The following is a 17,883-nucleotide window of genomic DNA, read 5'->3' as shown; positions in this document are numbered from 1 at the left end:
AGAGTGAGATGTCAATTCAATCTCTCTTCCACCCAGCGCCGCAGCTCCGGATAACGGAAGAACGCAAAGTCGGCAATCCCCTGTTTTTTCCGAGAACGGGTCAAATAGGCCGTTCGCATCCCGACTCCGGCGGCTCCCTCGATATCATACCGATAACTGTTCCCTACGTACAGGATTTCTTCCGGAGGCAAACCGAGAGCTGAAACCAGCCGACGAAAAGGAAGCGGATCAGGCTTGAGGCGTCCGGAATCTTCGGAACAACATGCGATATCGATAAGATCGTCCACACCGAGATAGGAGAGCTTCCGTTGAATCGGAAAATCACTGAGCACGGCAAGCTTCAGCCCGGACCGCTTGAAGGAGAGGAGTGTCTCCCGAAGGTGGGCAAAGGGGCGGACCCCTCGAAATGAGCGTTCCCACACCCCGTAGAGATGGCGATCAATCTTCTCCGCCGCTTTCGTTTCCGAAAGCCGTCCGCCAGAGGCGCGAGAAAGAAAGCGGGCCTGGGCCTGCCTGAAGCCCCCGTCGAAAGCCTTTTTTCTGATCTCTTTTCTCACCCTGCCGAAACGGAGAACCAGCTTCGGATGAAAAAGGAAAGAAGGAAGGGAATGAAGATACATCCTGCGGTTCGGATAGAGGGTCCCGTCGATGTCGAAAGCAATAGCCCGAATCTGCACTATACCTACTCCAAGTCTTGCTGTTATTGGGTTCTGATAATAAGGCGGACCTTCCCTTTCACCGAAGAGCCATCTTCCGCCTCTGAAAACTTCCAGTTTCTTATGGCCTGTTTTATCACATTGTCCAATTCTGTGCTACCGGATGAGGAGACAACCTCGGGAAGCAGCGGCCTGCCGTCTGCAGGGAGGGTAAACTGGACCACTACCGGGATGAAGCTTCGTCCGCCAAGCATCTCCGGTTTTATCTCGGGTTTACTCCATTCAAGCAGTTTCCTGGTCTGGCCACCCTCGAAGGTCACATCCGGCTCATCGACCGAAGCGCTATCCGTCCTCCCGGAAGAACCGGCCGAGGTCTGTCCCGAACGGCCACTTGAGGCGGCCTGATCGGCAATGGCCCCCAGCTTTTCCTCTACCGTGCTGTCGGAGAGAAGCGGAGAAGTGGCCTTCTCATTTCCCTCGCCCGCAACAGGAGCTTCCGCGTCCTCATCGGACCGGGAAAGATCAGAGGTACTTCCTGCAGCCTCATCACCATAGACAATCTCCGAACCGGAAGACCACTGATTTCGGACGACTTCCGGCTCGGGCGGGGCCTTGGGAAGTTCGGAAGAAGAGATGCGGGGAGCAGGGGCGGGCAACGGAGCGGCCGAGGCCGGAGGCTGAGAGGTTTGCGCCCTGCTTGCCATAGGCTGCGGTTGTGCCGGAGCCTGAACCGAAGGAGTGCGGGGAGAAGTCTGCTTCGCGACTTCCGGGCGGGGAGCAGGCCGCTCAGGGATGGTCTTTTGGGGAGCAGGCACTGCGGGTTCCGGCTGCGGCTCCGTTGCTTCTGGTTTTTCTGCCTTTTCCACCTCCGAAGGCGTTACAGCTTCAGGCTCGGCAGGAAGAGGAGGAGGCAAAAGCACCACAGGGTCGAGCCGAAGGGTGTCCGCTTCGGGAGACCAGTCGACAAGACCAAGCAGGAGAGCAAGTAGAAAATGCAGAGCCAGAGCGATCAGAAGACTCACGCCAAGTCGATCCCGGGAATCATACATCACGGGGCATCATCCTTTGTTCGCAATGTTATGCCGGTAAAACCTTCGGTACGTAGCATATCGAGAAGCCGGACCATCAGGCTGTAGCTGACTCCGGAATCCCCTTCGATAATGACAGCCTTGATGTCGTCCTGGTTTCGGAGGGTGGCCAGACCCTCTTGCAGATCCGCAAGAGCATAACGCTCTCTGTTCAGATAGATTTCATCTTCGGATACCACGGTAACAACGAGGCGCGTCATCACCACGGGCTCGGCGGTACTGGAACTTGGAAGCTCGATACTGATGCCGGGGGTCAGCAAAAAGGTGCTTGATACCATGAAAAAGACAACCAACTGAAACACTACATCGATCATCGGAACAAGATCGACGGTTGCCGTCGGTTTCAAACGTCTGCGAAAGGTCATAGCTCGCTCTCCGAACCACCTATGAAGAGAATCAGCTCGTTCACCCGATTTTCCATTCTGATAATCATATGGTTCACCCTATTGACCAGATAATTATAAAAGGTGATGGCGGGAACCGAAACCACGATACCTGCGGCAGTGGTCAAAAGCGCCTCGGAGATGCCCGTGGCAAGGAGCGAGGGATCTCCCACAGCCCCGAAGGAGCCGAGAACACCGAATGCTTTGATATTTCCGGTGACCGTTCCGAGAAGCCCCAAAAGGGGACTGATATGGGCGATGGTTCCCAAACTCGTCAGGTAACGTTCGAGCTGAGGGATCTCAAGGCTTGCGGCCGAGGTAATCGCCTCCTTCATATCGGATGTTGGATAATCGCGGTGCTCAATCCCCACCTTGATCAGGTTGGCGATCGGAGAAGGGTTGTTCTCACAAATGTCGATCGCCTCATCGTAATGGCCCTTTCCAAGTGCAGCCTTTAAACGATTAATCAGCGACTCTTCATCAACCTTTATTTTTCTGAAAAAGAGCAACCGTTCAATGATAATAACAGCGGCAAGAACACTCAGAATCATGATTAAAACCATGATGATTCCGCCTTTTTCAATCAGAACAAACATGTAGTTCCCCTTTACCTATAAAGATATTTTAAGTTGCAACGTCAGCTGCGCTCCCTTCTCGATGAAGGGTCCGATCCAGTTCCGACCACCTTCGATAAATGGTTCAAGGAGGTCTTCCCCTTCAACACTCATGACCATCCCCTCGGCAGCCCTCCATGCAAGAGAAAAACCAAGCCTGGGCATCGTTTCATCCTCAAGAGGATCCACCGAGATATCCGTACGCCCGACAAAGAGCCCCTCGCGATAGCTGTACTCCACATATCCAAGGAAACGGCTTTCCGAGGCAAGGGGTTCCGGTTGGTCGTAAAACCATCCGGTCCATCCGGTCCCAAGGGTTATCCCCGATGCCAGCTCCCAGAAGAGCATCGCCCCCGTCGATAGGGCGTTTCCGCTTCGCTCCCTCCATTCGTAGGGACCTCCCGAAGAGATTGCCGAAACGGAACCGACGGGAATGGGGAGTAAATCCCCTATCTGCAATTCCCAGGAGCCTCGGATGCCGAATCCGCCGAAAGGGGTTATCTCTACCGATCCATCCCAAAACCACTGTTCCCGCAGGCTGGGAAGACTGGAGGCATTCCAGAAGGGGAAAAGAGACCAGAGGTCGTACCACTGATCCTCCACAACTCGAAATCCTCCGCTGGTATTGTACGAAAGAAGATCTTTCCATGCACCATCCAGCCATACCGAAACAGGATAACGCATCTGACCGGAAAAATCCCATCGCAGTCCTCCGGATACACCGATTTCCATCGATGCGAGTTTCGCCTCGGCAAGAAGAGATGTCTTCAGCCGGTTGTCGTCCTCATCACCGAGACCGTGATAGCGATACGAAAGAGTCAAACGAGAAAGCAGTGTTTCGCCCTGGTACGATCCGACAACGGAAGGATTAAGGACCGTTTCTTCACTCTCTCCTTGATACCCGGCAAAAAGATGACGAGTGTTACGATAATTACCCTCAAAACCGATATTGAACCGCCCTTCCCCCGGGTATCGCAGATGGCCGGAGGCGGCAGTGGACCTGAGAATAATCGAACTTGCATCATTCATCTTTCCCTGTAATCCCAGTTCGTTCTCAAGATAAGACCCGTCGAGCCCATAGTTCCAATTTCCGACAGCGCCCGGGATATCTCCCTGCACCGTCCCCTGAAGCTGGTCCGTGCGGTCAAAATAACCGGTACCGGAAGCCTCCCCGCTATAGCCGTCGGTCCCGTCGTGGGCAAAACGCAGAGAAAACCGCGGGCCCTCTCCGAGACGGTAAAGGGAGATATCTCCCACAAGCCTATTGTTGATTCCTCCCCCGACAAGTGCCTCACTGAAAAAGTCGGCACCGGAATCGGAGCTGCCGATCTCGGTATCGGGGATATCGGCCACCACGGGAAGGTCGAGGGAATCCTCACCGCTACTCTGGGGGGAGGGCAGGGAAAATTCGGGAAGAGGTAGTTCGCTTGCCTCGGGAAGGGGGGCGCGTACATCCTCTGCCGCTTCGTCTTCAACCTCCAGAATGACCTCAGGTACAACCATTTCCGGTTCGTCGGGCCCAGTCAAAGCGGTTTGAGCAAAGAGGCCGATCGGCATGATGAGTAAAAGAATGATGATTACCGCAGATGTTCTCATCTTCGCTCCTCCAAAAGCTCCCGTCCCCGGAGTGTCCATTCGGAATCAGGGAAGGAAAGCTCGATTTGTCTGACCATGGTCTGCGCCAGATCATGATCCCCCGCATCGGCGGCGACCTCCGCAGCACGATACAGGGAACGGGCCGAGGTATCCCCCTCCCCGCCCAAGGCCGCGGCATCAAGGAAGTGTTCGACAGCTTTTTTTGCCTCACCTTTTTCCGCGGCCATTTCGCCAAGCAGGTAATAGGCTTCGGCCGCCGGAGCGGGAAAACGATCCTTTTCGGCAACAACCTTTTCGAGGAGCGATAATGCCTTCTCCTCCTGCCGGTCGTAGCGATCGTAGTAGAGACGTCCAAGTTCGACCATCGCATCCACTCCCTTTTTCGTCCCGGTAGATTCCTGTTCGATCGTTACCTGCAAGGCGGCTTCCCTGCTTCCCGTGCCCTGCAGCATTTTGCCGAGGGTCTCTATTTCCCGTGCTGCATGTGCCTCTTTCGCAATATCCGGGTAAAAATCGAGAAGCCTGGTATACATGGCGATCGATTTTCGATACTCCCCCGCCTGACGATAAAGTTCGGCGCAGCCCTGTAAGGCCTCAGGATAAAAAGCGCTCTTCGGATGTTCGTCGATAAGCTTTTCCCACAGCAAAACCGCCTGAAAGGGGGCGGCCTCTTTGCGGGCCGCCAGGGCACCATAATGGAGGCTTGCATCGACGAGAGCCCCCCTGGGGAAACGAGTCCGGTAGAAATAGAAGGCCTCGCCAGCCTTGCGATACTGGCCGGAAAGAAAAAGGAGCTCCCCGCGATTGTAAAGGGCATCGCCGGCATAGGGACTGCTTTTAAACTGCAGCCATAGTTGATAATAGCTTCGAATGGCCTCCTCATCGTTGCCGTTGTTCTGCATCATCTGAGCATATTCGTAGAGAGCGTCGTCTGCATAAGCGGAACTTTTCTTGCCTGATAGCTCCTGAAAGCCGGAGGAGGCCCGCCCGACATCTCCCGCCGCCGCATAACTCTTTGCATACATAAAAAGCCCTTTCTCCGCCTCAGAACCCGACATTTGTCGACTATATTCTCCAAAGGCAAGGGCGGCGTCCTTGTATGAGCCAAGGGTGTAGAGCGCCCAGCCCGAAAGGTAGCGGCTACGGGCACTCAGCTCGTGATCGGGATTATCGGTATAGACGGCCCGAAAAAACTCCACGGCCCGGCTGTAGGCACCGGTTCGATAAGCGGACCAGCCCGCATAAAAACGGGCGTACGGGGTAATATCGTCGTCGATCTTTCGGGAAAGCATTCGGTCGAAGACATCGAGCGCCTGATCATACTCCTTGACGGCGACAAGGGAGAGTCCAAGTAGATACTCTATCGATCGATTTTTTTCCTGATACTCCTTCAGAAGTGCGGGAGCATCCGAAATAACCTGACGATACTCGCGTACCTGATAGTAGAGCCGCAAGAGATCCAATCTGGCCTCAAGATCATCGGGAGCAAGGGGAATATATTCCTTAAGGCTTTCGATACTCGAGCGGTAATCCCTAAGCCCCATATGAATACGGGCCTTCAACCGGAGGAGGGATCGTGTATTCTCTCCGGCATAACCGGAACGAAAAATGTTATCCACAAGATTCAACGAACGGGAAAGATGCCCCAGACGGTATTCACAGTAGGCCCGAAGGTATTCTGCCTGATCACGATGAGGGGAATCGGGATATCGTCCAAGAAAGGTATCCAGCCGTCGGGTTGCAGCATCCCACTGCTCGGCGTCGGAGAGGAAGAGCGCCAGGGTGAATAGGAGTTCCTGATCCAGGCTTTCCGAATCCTTTTCCCGCTCCTGGAGAATACGGATCGCATCTTCCCGGTCTCCTTGATCGACACGGATTCTCGCAAGATAGAGAGAGGCAAGATCAAGGCGATCAGCGTTGCCGGAAGTTCTCAAGATCCTCCGAAGGTTGGATTCGGCCAATTCCCTTGAACCTTCATGAAACTGCTCGATGCCGGCCTGGAGAAGAAAACGATTCAGCATTTCCGGCCTCGAGGCAAGGGCGATCATGGCACGATCGAAAAGTTCGTTTTGCTCTTCCTCCATCCCAAGCTTTCTGTAGATCGAATAAAGCCGCTCATAGGCCGGCGCAGAGGTATCGGCGGGAGCGTCAAGAGAGGAAACATACCACGGAATACTCTCCTCCTCTTCTCCCGAGCGATAGAGGGCTTCCGCCTTGAAAAAGCCTAATCGTTGTTGCCAATCGACAGAAAAGAGACCGGGATCCACCGGTTGCAGAAGGGCAAGGGCCTGGTCGACCTTCCCTGCCTCCAAAAGCAGGGAAAGAGCGAGAGAAAGGGTGTAAGGGAATGCCCCATCATCGGAAGTGAGTTTGCCGAGGGACGCAACGGCAGCCTCAGCGGCCTTATCGGTATCGCCCAGCTTCTGATACGAGAGAGCGAGATAGCGTCCGGCCTCGGCCTGCAACTGATCGGGAGAAGAAGCGAGATAGTCGGCAAGGGCGGACGCGGCAGGTTCGAACCGGTCCAGGGTAAAAAGGGCTACCCCTTTCCAAAAGGGAATATAGCGCCGGAACCGGGTGGAAGCGTAACGCTTTTCGACACGCTCAAACAGGGATAAGGCCTCTTCGGCCTTTCCCGTCCTGTAGAGAATAACGGCCCGGCGGAACTGGGCATCGGCAACATATTCCGATACCGGGTATTGCCGAATCAGCTCGTCGTAGCGCTGAAGAGCAAAAAGATAGTCTCCCTTACGAAATCGGGTTTCAGCCTCACGAAAAAGGGCAGAAGCTTCATCCTGTGCGGCAAGACTTCCCATTGCCGTAAAGAAACAGAGGAAAAGCAGGATCCATCGTTTATGAGAAAAAAAGGTATGTGACGATATCATAATCAAGGTCTCCGCAGCGTCGGTTCGAGACGAATTGCCGGCGGATCAAAACGTCGCTCGGCGGCAACCCGCACCAGATGAACATAAGCTATAGGATAGCGCGCAATAAACTGTTCGACAGGGGTTTCTTCCCCGCTTTCAAAAATGATCACCTGAAGATCTCCCTTATCGTCGAGATAGGGAAAAAGAGCGGCAGTATGAAAGTACTCCCGTAAGGGAGGATTGCCCTTCTGCTCGTTTACCGCAAGTAGATAAAAATAACCGGCTTCCCGCACTGCAAGCTCCCAGGCGAGACTATTCAGCCAGGAAACAGGATAGCCGACATCCTCCCTGTAGGGGTGAAAAGCAAGATCCTCTACATTTACCTGATCCACCTGCGCATCCGGAAAGCTTATCCGCCGGTAAGCGAGGGCAAGATTACGGGTCCAGTCGAGGCCGAAATAGGGATCACGCTCCGATTCCAGGCCCGAACTCCAGCGATTGCCGCGATCATCTCTTCGCCTTTTTAAAGCAGCAACCGAAAAAAGCTTACCAGTACGCGGGTAGGCTATCCCATCTACGATCCATTTCACAAAGCCCGAGCAGTTGAGCCCCTTCTCCCCCGTTTGAGGAGAGCTGTCTCCGATAAAAATGTAGTTACCGTTCTCATCGAGGACACCATCATCGCTATAATGCAGCCGAGGAAGCAAGGTCCTAACCACCGAAGAGAGCTCCTTCACGGGCCCTGAGGGAAGAGATTCGGGGGCGGGGAAATAGAAACTCCAATCCACATAGGCACTGCTGAGCTGCGCAATCTTCTCAAATGAGCTATGGGCGACATCGGAAAGGGATAGGCTAAGGGGAACCTGCCGCTGGAAAAGCCGGCCCTGAAGATAAATGGAAAACTGAGAGGCCTCTCCGGAAGGGGCCGAAGTCAAATCGAGATAGTTTTTTCCGTCCTCAGAAAGAAAAATTCTGATCGAAAGCAGCTCTTTCGTAAACCGATCTCGTTTAATGACCCAGCTTCCCCTGCCCGGCCGCTCAAGGTTCCACTCATCACCGAAGGTAAAACAGAGCCACCGCTGCCCCGGCTCTTCCGGAATAAGGGAAAAAAAACGAACGGAGAGATCGTAGGCCGGTAATCGCCGGAGTTCATCCGCAGGCAGCAGCTCCGCATCAAGGACCTCCCGCCGGACGGCATCGTGTTCGGGGGGAGGAAGATAACGCCGGTAAGAGCCTCCCCAGTCGTGAATTAGTTTGCCATCCGCAGGAAGAGCAAAAAGGCTTCCCCCCGAAAGACCGACACAAAGAAAGAGGAGAGAAGAGAGGATAACCATGTAACGTGACAGGATTTTACTCATCATATTTGAATATCGGAAACTTTCTGCTCGGACACAACACTTTCCAGCCTAAGACGCTGCCTTGCAATCAAACGTTCAACCGTCAGCAATTCGCGACGTAAGGATCGAATTTCCGCAACCGGAAAGCGGGAGGAGGCATCAATACCCTCCCAGACAGCCCGCCGCACCCCTTCAAGTCCCATCCGCCGCTTTTGAACCAGGTATCGAATGCGAAACAGGAGCTGCAGCTCATCGGTTGAGTAACGACGCCTTCCGCCGGTATCTTTTTCGGGATGTAAAAACTCAAGTTCCCGTTCCCAGTACCTGAGGACATGAGGACGTATTCCAAGAAGTTTACACACTTCACCGATGGAGTATCCATCCACGCTCCTCTTTCAACCTCCTTGCCTCTTAGCTTTATCGACGTTCTTTCAGGTCGATAATAACCGGTACCGAAGGGAAACCAAGCTCCTTCCTTATTTTGTTCGTCAAATAACTGATATACCCAGATGGAAAGCCCTTCTTCCTGTTCACAAACAGAAGGAAGCGAACCGGCTCCACACCGACTTGGGTTCCGTAGAGCACCTTAAAGTGTCCCCGCTTACCCCGCGCCGGCTGATAATGCTCGCCCCACTCTTTGAGTTTATCATTAAAGCGGGAAGTATCCACCCTTTTTGCCATCTGTTTACGTACCGCATACACGGTAGAAAGCAGCTTATCCACGCCTTCTCCGGTTTTGGCCGAAATCGGCACAAGAGGGGCAAAAGAGAGGACGGGAAACAAAAACCGTACCCGGTCGGAAATAGCCTGGATCATGTTTGGGACATCCTGGAGGAGATCCCATTTGTTCAGCACCATCACAACACTTCGGCCGCGTTTTATGATTTGGCTGGTAATTTTTTTATCCTGTTCGGAGAGACCTTCCTGGGCATCAATCATGAGCAAAACAACATGCGCTTCCTCAATGGCCGAAAGGGCACGGTTCACCGAATAGTATTCGATATTCTCACCTACTTTTTTCTTCCGCCTGATTCCGGCGGTGTCCAGAATGGTGCAATTCATACCTCGATAGCTAAATGAACTTTCCACCACGTCCCTTGTCGTTCCCGGCAGGTCGGAAACAATGGAGACATCTCTCCCGATGAGGCGGTTCGCAAGGGTGGATTTACCGGTATTGGGCTTTCCGAGCAGGGCAAGGCGCAATGAAAAGGAATCTTCAACCTCAACCTCTCTCGATTTCAACAGTTGAGCCTCCCCGAGGAAACACAAAACAGCCTCCTCAAGCAGGTCTATACCCAAACCGTGAGCGGCGGAGATCGAAATAGGTTCACCAAGCCCATAGGAAAGGTAATTCCAGACTCCATTCTCCCGCTCTCTGTTGTCCACTTTATTGACTACAAGCAAAAGCTTATCGGAATAGGGGCGCAGATACTCAATAAAGGTCTCATCCTCACCGGTAACATCGGTGACATCCATGAGCAGGAGAATCAGATCGGCACGTTTCAGATAGGAAACGCTTTTTTCTTTCACCTGTTCATCGAGACTATCCCCCTCGACCTTGAAACCGCCGGTATCGACTATGGTAAGGGCATAGGTATCGAGAACCCATTCATGCTCAATGGGATCACGAGTAACTCCGGGGGTGGAATCGGTGATGGCCCGTCGTTTTCTGACAAGCCTGTTGAAAAGGGTTGATTTCCCCACATTTGGTCGGCCGACCACTGCAATGAGAGGCCTTCGGCCGGAACTATCAGGTGACTGCGAGATCGAAACGCTCATTCATCCAACTCCTCACATAACTATCAATTTCTTTGTAAGATTTCATTTCCATGATCGTACCGACAAGCTCTTCCGCTTCACTCATGGAAACCGAGCGGATGATTTTCTTCACTTCGGGAATCCCGAAGGAACTCATACTGAACACATCCAATCCGAAACCGAGCAAAATGACAGCCGCATAGGGATCTCCCGCCACCTCGCCACACATGGCGACGGGAATACCCGCATTGTGAGCATCTTCGATGATCCGTTTGAGGAGGCGAAGCACTCCGGGATGAAAAGGCTCATAGAGATAGGCAATCTTTTCGTTACCGCGGTCGACAGCGATGGTATACTGAATCAGGTCGTTTGTTCCGATCGAGAAAAAATCAACTTTGCGCGCAAGGATGTCTGCGGTCAAAGCGGCAGAAGGGACCTCGATCATAATCCCTACCGGGATATCCTCGGCAAAAGGGATGTTCTCTTCCCGAAGCTGCTGCCGGCACTCATCCAAAAGCGCCAGAACATTTTCAAGTTCTTCAATGCCGCTGATCATGGGAAACATGATTCGAAGCCTTCCATGAACAGAAGCCCGCAGCATGGCACGCAGCTGGGTTCTGAAAAGATCCTTTCGGGAAAGGCAGAAGCGAACGGCACGCCAGCCGAGTATCGGATTTTTCTCATCCAATCCAGCAACCCCGGGAATGACCTTATCGCCACCCACATCCAGCGTACGGATGGTAACCTCCCCGTAGGGAGCCATCGCCTTAAGAACCCTGGCATAGGCCTCGTATTGAACGTCCTCAGAGGAATAGCCGCCCGGCTGCAGAAAAAGGAACTCGGATCGATACAAGCCTATCCCTTCTGCCCCGTGGGCAATGGCGGATTCGGTCTCCTCAGGTACCTCGATATTAGCCTTCAGAACAATTCGTTTACCGTCTCTGGTTTCGGCCGGTAGTTCATTTAATGTCAAGAGTTCAACTTCACGTTTTTGCCAGGCCCTGATGCGCTTTTCATAGGTCGTGAGGGTCTTCTGGTCCGGCTTGAGCAAAACAGTACCGGAAGTACCGTCAATGATGATCGCATCTCCGGTAGCGGCACTACTACTTATCGAAGAGAGACCCAGAACCGCAGGGATCTCAAAGGAGCGAGCGAGAATAGCAGTATGACTTGTCTTTCCTCCCGCATCCATTGCGATACCCTTTACCGACTGTTTGTTCATGGCCAATGCATCGGAAGGCAGAAGATCGTGGGTAACCAGGATCACCTCCTGGTCAAGATCGGAGAGATTGATCCGATCCCGGTAGAGCAGATGATTGTAAACCCGCTTGGCAACATCACGAATATCAATGGTTCGCTCGCGTAAATAGGTATCTGCGGAATTCTCGAGAGGTTCCACAAGTTGATTAATGGTCGTATAGAGCACCCATTCGGCATTCAATAGCTGAGAACGGATACTTTCTTCGATGCGCTTTGTAAATTCCGGATCACTCAGCATCAAAACGTGGGAATCGAGGATTTTACTCTCTTCCTTCCGCATGGTCAAAGAAGCCTTGGCCTGAAGATCCCGTATCTCCTCAGCAGCCTTCCCAGCAGCCACGAAAAAACGTTCGAGCTCCGTATCTACCTGATCTGCGGGAATCGTATATTTAGGGATCTGACCGGCATCATCGACATACAGAAAGACCTTACCAATAACAATACCGGGACTGGCGGATATGCCTTTGAACGTTTTCATCGCAGCTAAAACTATACGGAGTTTTGGCTTCGGTGTCAAACCAACGGCAATTGATGCCGATAGATAATGTACTATGGCACGTAAAAAAAACAGCTCTTTAGGCTGTCTCTTCTGGATAGCATTAATTTTATTGGCACTCGTGATCTTCCTTTTCAGCAGGGAACGAATCAGTTCCGTTCTGGAGACGACAGGATTCGATACCCTTTTGAAGACGGTACAAAAGGATACAAAGGAACCGGAGGTCAAGCGCATCTCCCCGGAGGAAGAAAAGCCGCCCGCCGAAGAAAGGCCGACCATAGAGCCTTCCGACCAAGTCCAAGAAAGGCCAAAGGAACCGGAGGTTATTGAAAAAGAACTACCGGTTGAAAACCTGGACGAACCGGAACAGGAAAAGCCGGCAGAAAAGCCTCTCGTGGAACAAAAGCTTCGGACCTCGATTCTCTACTTTGTGATGGTTGGCGATTCAGGAGAAATCGCCCTTCAACACGTAACAAGGCCCGTCTATTACGAATCTTCACCCTTGACAAGGACCTTGGAAGCACTATTGAAGGGGCTGACGACGGCGGAATTAAACAAAGGAATGATTTCCTTGATCCCCGAAGGGACGGCGCTACGATCCGTTATGGTAAGAAACGGGGTCGCCTATGTAGATTTCTCCGAAACTTTCGCCTTTAACGAATTTGGTGTCGAGGGCGCGAATGCGGCACTGAAACAGGTAGTCTACACCGCAACGGAATTTTCCACCGTCAAATCGGTCCAAATCACCATCAATGGCAAGAAAAAGGACTATATCGCCACCGAAGGGCTTACCATTGCGAACCCCATTGGCCGGGACTCATTCAAGTAGGAGGATCAAAGCAAGGCGGTGCGACATCACCTTGATGAATCAGGAGGACAATCTCCCTGTTTCCTTTCTTTCTGCCGGGAACAGGAGATTCGATTGCCGCAGCAGTTGCAATACCCTCTTCGGACAGTCGCTTCTTCAACTCGTTAAGCAAATGCCGCCGCTCATCGTTATTTCGGACCACACCGTCGAAAGGGTAAGTACGTTCCCCTCCGTCAAGCAAACCGGAAGCCCGTTCAAACTGCGGCTTAAAAAGCACAAGCCCCCAGCCGAGTCTGGTGAGCGCAAGAATCTTAGAAGCAGCCCCCCTGAGGGAACGAAACGACAGATCGGCAACAGCAGCATCCGGCACAGGATTCAGGGCCTCAAGCTCCATGATGTTGGTACGTTCATGGACGATAACCCGGGGGTCTTTCCGCAAGGAGTAGGCAAGCTGGTTATACCCAACGTCGACGGCATGGACTATGGCGGCACCACGGGATAAGAGACAGTCGGTAAACCCCCCGGTAGAAGCCCCTGCATCGACGAATATTAATCCCGTAACATCGATACCCAGGCGACGTATTGCCTCCTCCAGTTTTTCCCCGCCCCGTGAAACAAAGCGACGGACGCGAAAGGCAGGGACGCTGTCGGCAGGCACCAAGTGTTTCGGATCGCTGATCCGCTCTTCAGCGATAAAAACCTCACCGCAGACAATACGGGCATAGAGATCATCCGCATCAAGATCGGGATATCGCTTTTTCAATAATGCGAGAAGCGGAATTCGTTTCATTGAATACAATTAGACAAGAGAATGCTTTACCACCCGTTCAATCGACAAAGCCTTTCCCGAAGCGACATCGATCTCAATCTTGACGCCCTGAATAGCAGCGGGAGTATCAGAAACCTCCATTTTCAAGGGCATCTGTGTTGCCGAACGACGAAGAGAGATTTCCATGTCGCAGCCGATAACACTGTCAACGGGACCGGTCATGCCAATATCGGAGATATAGGCCGTGCCTTTAGGATAGATCCGCTCATCGGCGGTCTGAACATGGGTATGGGTTCCGGTAACCGAGGAAACCTGGCCATCAAGATAAAAGGCAAGGGCCTCCTTCTCTTCGGGCGCCTCGGCATGAAAATCCACTACAATGACCTTAGCCTTTTCACGAAGCTTCCGTACCATATCGGCACCGACACGAAAAGGACAATCAAGATCACCCATTCTAAGCCGCCCCTGAAGGTTAAGCACACCGACCTTTACCCCTTTGACCTCGACAATACAACTCCCGTGCCCCGGGACCCCGGGAGGGTAATTTCCGGGACGAAGCATCCGTTCCTGGCTGTCGAGAAAGGGAAGAATTTCACGCTTTTGCCATATGTGGTTACCGGAGGTAAGGACATCGGCACCGGAAGCAAAAAGCCTGTCGGCGATCTCGGGAGTAATTCCGAAACCGTCGGCAGCATTCTCACCGTTCACGACCACAAGATCGGCACGGCACTCCTTTGCAAGAGATTTCAATCCAACAAAAAGAGCCCTGCATCCCGGCTGGCCGAAGACATCACCGAGAAGCAGGACCGTAATCTTATCTGGCATATTCCACTACCCGTGTCTCACGGATGATAGTCACCTTGATTCTTCCGGGATAACGAAGCTCAGCCTCGATCTTCTTGGCGATATCTTTCGCCAGTTCCTTGGCCCGATCATCATCCACAGACTCATGGTTCACCATAATGCGCAGCTCACGCCCGGCCTGGATTGCATACGCCTTTTCAACCCCCTCAAAGCTTTCGGAAAGCTGTTCAAGGTTTTCCAAACGCTTGATGTAGTTATTGAGGGTTTCCCTTCGTGCACCGGGCCTTGAAGCGGAAATCGCATCGGCGATCTGAACAATAACAGACTCGACACAATTGGGTTCCACATCGTTATGGTGGCTGAGAATCGAATTAATAACCCGCGGATCCTCCCCAAGCTTGCGAGCCAACTCCGCTCCCAGCTCGGCATGGTTACCGTCGCTATCGGTCTCAATCCCTTTCCCAATGTCATGCAACAAGCCACCCCGTTTGGCGATCTCCCGATCCGCACCGATCTCCGCGGCAATCATCCCGGCAAGAACAGCCACCTCTTTTGAGTGTTTGAGCACATTCTGGCCGTAACTGGTCCGATAGTAGAGCCGGCCCAGGGCCCGTATGGCCTCTTGGTTGAGATTGTGGATACCGAGGTCAAAGAAGACCTTTTCTCCCTCATCAAAAATGATCTGATTGATCTCTTTCGTAACCTTAAGCACGACCTCTTCTATTCGGGCAGGATGAATCCTCCCATCCTGAATAAGTCGCTCGAGAGCAACTTTCGCAATCTCCTTCCTGATGGGATCAAAACAGGAAATAACAACCGCTTCGGGAGTATCATCGATGATGATATCCACCCCCGTTAAGGTTTCAAGGGTCCGAATATTCCGCCCCTCGCGGCCAATGATCCGCCCCTTCATTTCATCGTTGGGCAGGCTGACAGAACTGATTGTCACATCGGAACTGACATCTGTTGCGATCCTTTGAATCGAGGTTACGATAATATCACGTGCCCGCCTCTCGGCAAGCGTCTGAGCTTCCTGCTCAATCTTATTTATGAGAACCTGCGCATCATGACGGGCCTCACTTTCCAGAGACTGAATAATAAGCTGCTTCGCTTCGTCGGACGAAATTCCCGCAACCCTTTCAAGCTCTGCCTTCCATTTCTGTTCCTCCTCATCGAGGAAAACTTCTCGTTCCCGTATCTTACCGTCCCGGTCTGCAAGCTTCTGTTTCTGGATATCCAGATCAGACTGCTTTTTTTCTAGATTTTCCTCTTTCTGCAGCAACCTCCTTTCCAGTCGCTGCAACTCATTTCTTCTTTCACGGAACTCTCGTTCCTGCTGATTTCTTTCCCGAAGTAGTTCATCCTTTGTCTCAAGAATCAACTCCCTACGCTTTGCTTCAGCTTCTTTGACTGCCTCTTGTTTTACCCGTTCAGCTTTCTGTTCAGAAGAAGAAAGCTGGAATCTGGCATACAGCCATCGTATTGTCCAACCTAGAATCAAACCGGAGACGGGGAGAACGATTGCCAATACGACAGTCATTAGACTCCTCCTACTCCAGATTACCGCTTATAGTAAGGATAACCTACCCAGTTGTCAAGCTATAGCTGATTTAGCTTCGAAACAACCGATTCGATACCCGCTTCTGGTTTTCGCAAACTTACAAAAAGGTATGAGGCTTTTCTCTCATAAACGACGGGAATAAAAATCATCCCCTTTGCATAGCGACGGTCATCCTCACACATCTTCTCATGAAAATAAGAGGAAAGTTGTGCTCCCGAAGTAAAGGTGGCAAACAAGCGTTTTGCAAACACCTCTGCTACGATTGGTTCGTCATGATCAAAGCGAAATGTCTCAAGGCTTTTTTTATTAAAGCCGACCGAATAATCGATCTCCCAGTCCGTCTCCTTTTCAACAAGGAGCGCCGCATACATGGCCCCCAGCTTCTGGGATATTTTCATGAGAGCTTTCATCAGGCCGATGGTTCCGGATTTAAAGCGAGAAAGGTATCGGTCTAAAAGAAAGCTGGTATCATCAAAAAGCGAGACACCTTCGGGTAGAGCCGTAAGAGCGTCATCTCTGTGAAACTCCCCTCCCCCCTCTTCGACGATATCGTCGAATTCCGGAATCACAGCCTCGCCGCCGAACAGTGAATCGATACCGCCTGTCGAAACAAAAGGCTCATGGCTACTGTCGGGAGCATGGCGACCATCGGCAAGAACCTCACCCACCAGGGCCCCAAGCTCGTCATTCTTGCGGGTGGTAGTATTTCTCACAAGCGAATCGGCGATTTGAAACACCCCATCCTCCAAAGCGATGGTATTCCCTTCCCTATCATCGGCTTTGCTCAAATCACCAAGACAATAAAGCCGTAACCGTTTGTCTTCCTTAAGCTGCCCGAAATCACCTTTCTCCGGTTCCGAAGCAAGCTCTTCAAGCTCCCCGACCTCTTCTAACTCTTCTATCTCTTCGAGTTCCTCTATCTCTTCGAGCTCTTCGGGTTCTTCAAGCCCTTCCAGATCGGCAGCCTCTTCCATCTCTTTTTCAGGCAGATTCTTGAAATCACCATGTTTATCCGACAAATCGGCCATACTACCATTCTCCCTTCCACCGCTCTTCTCTTCTCCGACCGCTTCCAGAAAACCGAGTACCGGTTGATAGGAAAAGGCTCCTGCATACATACGGGTCCGGTCAAACGGTATGGGTTCTCCCGAAACATACTCCAACTCAGAGGCCTCGGCATCATTTCTGGCTACCAGCTCGAGAAAGTCCAGAACCTCTCCATCCCGGTCGCCATCGGATATGGAGCCACCTACTTCTGAAAAGTAAGCGTCCTCCAACTGAGATTCCAACTCTTTTCGAGCAAATATTTTCTCGCGTTCTCCAAAACCAGACAAGTTTTTTAATTCCGTGAGCAACAGTGACGCTCGCTCTGGAACTGCCGTATCTTCCGGTTTCTCAGCGTTAGTGGTTTCTTCTAGTATTTCCCGGGTCTCTTCGAGCTCTTCTGCTTCCTCGAGGGGTTCCGGCTCCTCGAGTTCGGCAAGCTCCTCTATCTCTTCAGGTTCCTCGACCGTCTCGAGCTCCCCAACCTCTTCGAGCTCCTCTGCTTCCTCGAGGGCTTCCGGCTCCTCAAGTTCGGCAAGATCTTCTATCTCTTCAGGTTCCTCGGCTGCCTCAAGTTCCCCGACCTCTTCGAGCTCTTCCACTTCCTCAAGGGCTTCAGGCTCCTCAAGTTCGGCAAGCTCTTCTATCTCTTCGGGCTCCTCGGCTGCCTCAAGTTCCCCAACCTCTTCGAGCTCCTCCGGCTCGGTAAGGGCCTCCGGCGCTTCGGCTGCTGCGGGCTCTTCCGGTTCGGCCGTTCCCTCGAGTTCGGCAAGCTCTTCTATCTCTTCAGGTTCCTCGGCTGCCTCAAGTTCCCCGACCTCTTCGAGCTCTTCTGCTTCCTC

15 protein-coding genes are annotated in these 17,883 nt (G+C 52.4%); 1 reads left to right on the top strand and 14 read right to left on the bottom strand.

Annotated features, from left to right (window positions below):
* Nucleotides 1–11: 11 nt before the first annotated feature.
* Genes F459_RS0119255 through ptsP form a run of 10 tightly spaced genes read right to left on the bottom strand, consistent with a single transcriptional unit; the run spans nt 12 to nt 12,037 of the window.
* Nucleotides 12–677: an HAD family hydrolase gene (locus F459_RS0119255; RefSeq protein ID WP_020614337.1), complete on the bottom strand. Its 666-nt coding sequence runs from the start codon at nt 675–677 to the stop codon at nt 12–14.
* 23 nt (nt 678–700) lie between these two features.
* A complete protein-coding gene (locus tag F459_RS0119250; protein WP_020614336.1) occupies nt 701–1,705 on the bottom strand; it encodes a TonB family protein in 1,005 nt (334 codons plus the stop codon).
* Nucleotides 1,705–2,109, bottom strand: coding sequence for an ExbD/TolR family protein (locus F459_RS0119245; RefSeq protein WP_020614335.1), 405 nt, complete (start codon nt 2,107–2,109; stop codon nt 1,705–1,707). Before F459_RS0119245 ends, F459_RS0119250 begins: the two co-directional genes overlap by 1 nt.
* On the bottom strand, nt 2,106–2,723 hold the full coding sequence (locus F459_RS0119240; protein WP_020614334.1) for a MotA/TolQ/ExbB proton channel family protein: 618 nt from the start codon (nt 2,721–2,723) through the stop codon (nt 2,106–2,108). The genes F459_RS0119245 and F459_RS0119240 overlap by 4 nt, the downstream gene beginning before the upstream one ends.
* 15 nt (nt 2,724–2,738) lie before the next feature.
* Entirely contained in the window at nt 2,739–4,337 is a 1,599-nt protein-coding gene (locus tag F459_RS0119235) for a hypothetical protein (RefSeq protein ID WP_020614333.1), read from the bottom strand.
* Complete coding sequence (locus F459_RS0119230; RefSeq protein WP_020614332.1) at nt 4,334–7,222, bottom strand: tetratricopeptide repeat protein; 2,889 nt, start codon at nt 7,220–7,222, stop codon at nt 4,334–4,336. The genes F459_RS0119235 and F459_RS0119230 overlap by 4 nt, the downstream gene beginning before the upstream one ends.
* 2 nt (nt 7,223–7,224) lie before the next feature.
* The gene (locus F459_RS0119225) at nt 7,225–8,562 is read right to left on the bottom strand and encodes a hypothetical protein (RefSeq protein WP_245540236.1); all 1,338 of its coding nucleotides are present in this window, start codon (nt 8,560–8,562) and stop codon (nt 7,225–7,227) included.
* Nucleotides 8,562–8,927, bottom strand: coding sequence for a MerR family transcriptional regulator (locus tag F459_RS0119220; RefSeq protein WP_020614330.1), 366 nt, complete (start codon nt 8,925–8,927; stop codon nt 8,562–8,564). The genes F459_RS0119225 and F459_RS0119220 overlap by 1 nt, the downstream gene beginning before the upstream one ends.
* 31 nt (nt 8,928–8,958) lie before the next feature.
* Nucleotides 8,959–10,320, bottom strand: coding sequence for a ribosome biogenesis GTPase Der (gene der / locus F459_RS0119215; RefSeq protein WP_020614329.1), 1,362 nt, complete (start codon nt 10,318–10,320; stop codon nt 8,959–8,961).
* Entirely contained in the window at nt 10,292–12,037 is a 1,746-nt protein-coding gene (ptsP, locus tag F459_RS0119210) for a phosphoenolpyruvate--protein phosphotransferase (RefSeq protein ID WP_020614328.1), read from the bottom strand. Before ptsP ends, der begins: the two co-directional genes overlap by 29 nt.
* A 73-nt stretch (nt 12,038–12,110) precedes the next feature.
* On the opposite strand from ptsP, the gene F459_RS0119205 reads away from it, so the two are divergent.
* Complete coding sequence (locus F459_RS0119205; protein ID WP_020614327.1) at nt 12,111–12,884, top strand: GerMN domain-containing protein; 774 nt, start codon at nt 12,111–12,113, stop codon at nt 12,882–12,884.
* On the opposite strand, the gene F459_RS0119200 is transcribed toward F459_RS0119205, so the two are convergent.
* The 4 genes from F459_RS0119200 to F459_RS23325 form a co-directional block, all read right to left on the bottom strand.
* Nucleotides 12,877–13,653 carry a TlyA family RNA methyltransferase gene (locus F459_RS0119200; protein WP_020614326.1) on the bottom strand — a complete coding sequence of 259 codons (777 nt, stop codon included), beginning with the start codon at nt 13,651–13,653 and terminating at the stop codon, nt 12,877–12,879. The two genes, F459_RS0119205 and F459_RS0119200, sit on opposite strands and share 8 nt — an antisense overlap.
* A gap of 9 nt (nt 13,654–13,662) precedes the next feature.
* A complete protein-coding gene (locus F459_RS0119195) occupies nt 13,663–14,457 on the bottom strand; it encodes a TIGR00282 family metallophosphoesterase (protein ID WP_020614325.1) in 795 nt (264 codons plus the stop codon).
* Nucleotides 14,447–15,976, bottom strand: coding sequence for a ribonuclease Y (gene rny, locus F459_RS0119190; RefSeq protein WP_020614324.1), 1,530 nt, complete (start codon nt 15,974–15,976; stop codon nt 14,447–14,449). Before rny ends, F459_RS0119195 begins: the two co-directional genes overlap by 11 nt.
* Nucleotides 15,977–16,035: 59 nt before the next feature.
* On the bottom strand, nt 16,036–17,883 hold a 1,848-nt coding region (locus F459_RS23325; protein ID WP_026295119.1), incomplete at its 5' end, for a hypothetical protein.

The organism is Sediminispirochaeta bajacaliforniensis DSM 16054 (assembly GCF_000378205.1).
Lineage (GTDB): Bacteria > Spirochaetota > Spirochaetia > DSM-16054 > Sediminispirochaetaceae > Sediminispirochaeta > Sediminispirochaeta bajacaliforniensis.
The sequence above is the reverse complement of the archived record's forward strand: the minus strand, read 5'-3'. Positions and strand labels throughout refer to the sequence as shown.

What these genes read in the sequence shown, in the direction of transcription:
- F459_RS0119205 (WP_020614327.1), top strand. Translation starts at nt 12,111, where the DNA reads ATGGCACGTAAAAAAAACAGCTCTTTAGGCTGTCTCTTCTGGATAGCA.
- F459_RS0119225 (WP_245540236.1), bottom strand. Translation starts at nt 8,562, where the DNA reads ATGAGTAAAATCCTGTCACGTTACATGGTTATCCTCTCTTCTCTCCTC.
- F459_RS0119230 (WP_020614332.1), bottom strand. Translation starts at nt 7,222, where the DNA reads ATGATATCGTCACATACCTTTTTTTCTCATAAACGATGGATCCTGCTT.
- F459_RS0119250 (WP_020614336.1), bottom strand. Translation starts at nt 1,705, where the DNA reads ATGTATGATTCCCGGGATCGACTTGGCGTGAGTCTTCTGATCGCTCTG.
- F459_RS0119200 (WP_020614326.1), bottom strand. Translation starts at nt 13,653, where the DNA reads ATGAAACGAATTCCGCTTCTCGCATTATTGAAAAAGCGATATCCCGAT.
- F459_RS0119235 (WP_020614333.1), bottom strand. Translation starts at nt 4,337, where the DNA reads ATGAGAACATCTGCGGTAATCATCATTCTTTTACTCATCATGCCGATC.
- F459_RS0119240 (WP_020614334.1), bottom strand. Translation starts at nt 2,723, where the DNA reads ATGTTTGTTCTGATTGAAAAAGGCGGAATCATCATGGTTTTAATCATG.
- rny (WP_020614324.1), bottom strand. Translation starts at nt 15,976, where the DNA reads ATGACTGTCGTATTGGCAATCGTTCTCCCCGTCTCCGGTTTGATTCTA.
- F459_RS0119195 (WP_020614325.1), bottom strand. Translation starts at nt 14,457, where the DNA reads ATGCCAGATAAGATTACGGTCCTGCTTCTCGGTGATGTCTTCGGCCAG.
- ptsP (WP_020614328.1), bottom strand. Translation starts at nt 12,037, where the DNA reads ATGAAAACGTTCAAAGGCATATCCGCCAGTCCCGGTATTGTTATTGGT.
- der (WP_020614329.1), bottom strand. Translation starts at nt 10,320, where the DNA reads ATGAGCGTTTCGATCTCGCAGTCACCTGATAGTTCCGGCCGAAGGCCT.
- F459_RS0119245 (WP_020614335.1), bottom strand. Translation starts at nt 2,109, where the DNA reads ATGACCTTTCGCAGACGTTTGAAACCGACGGCAACCGTCGATCTTGTT.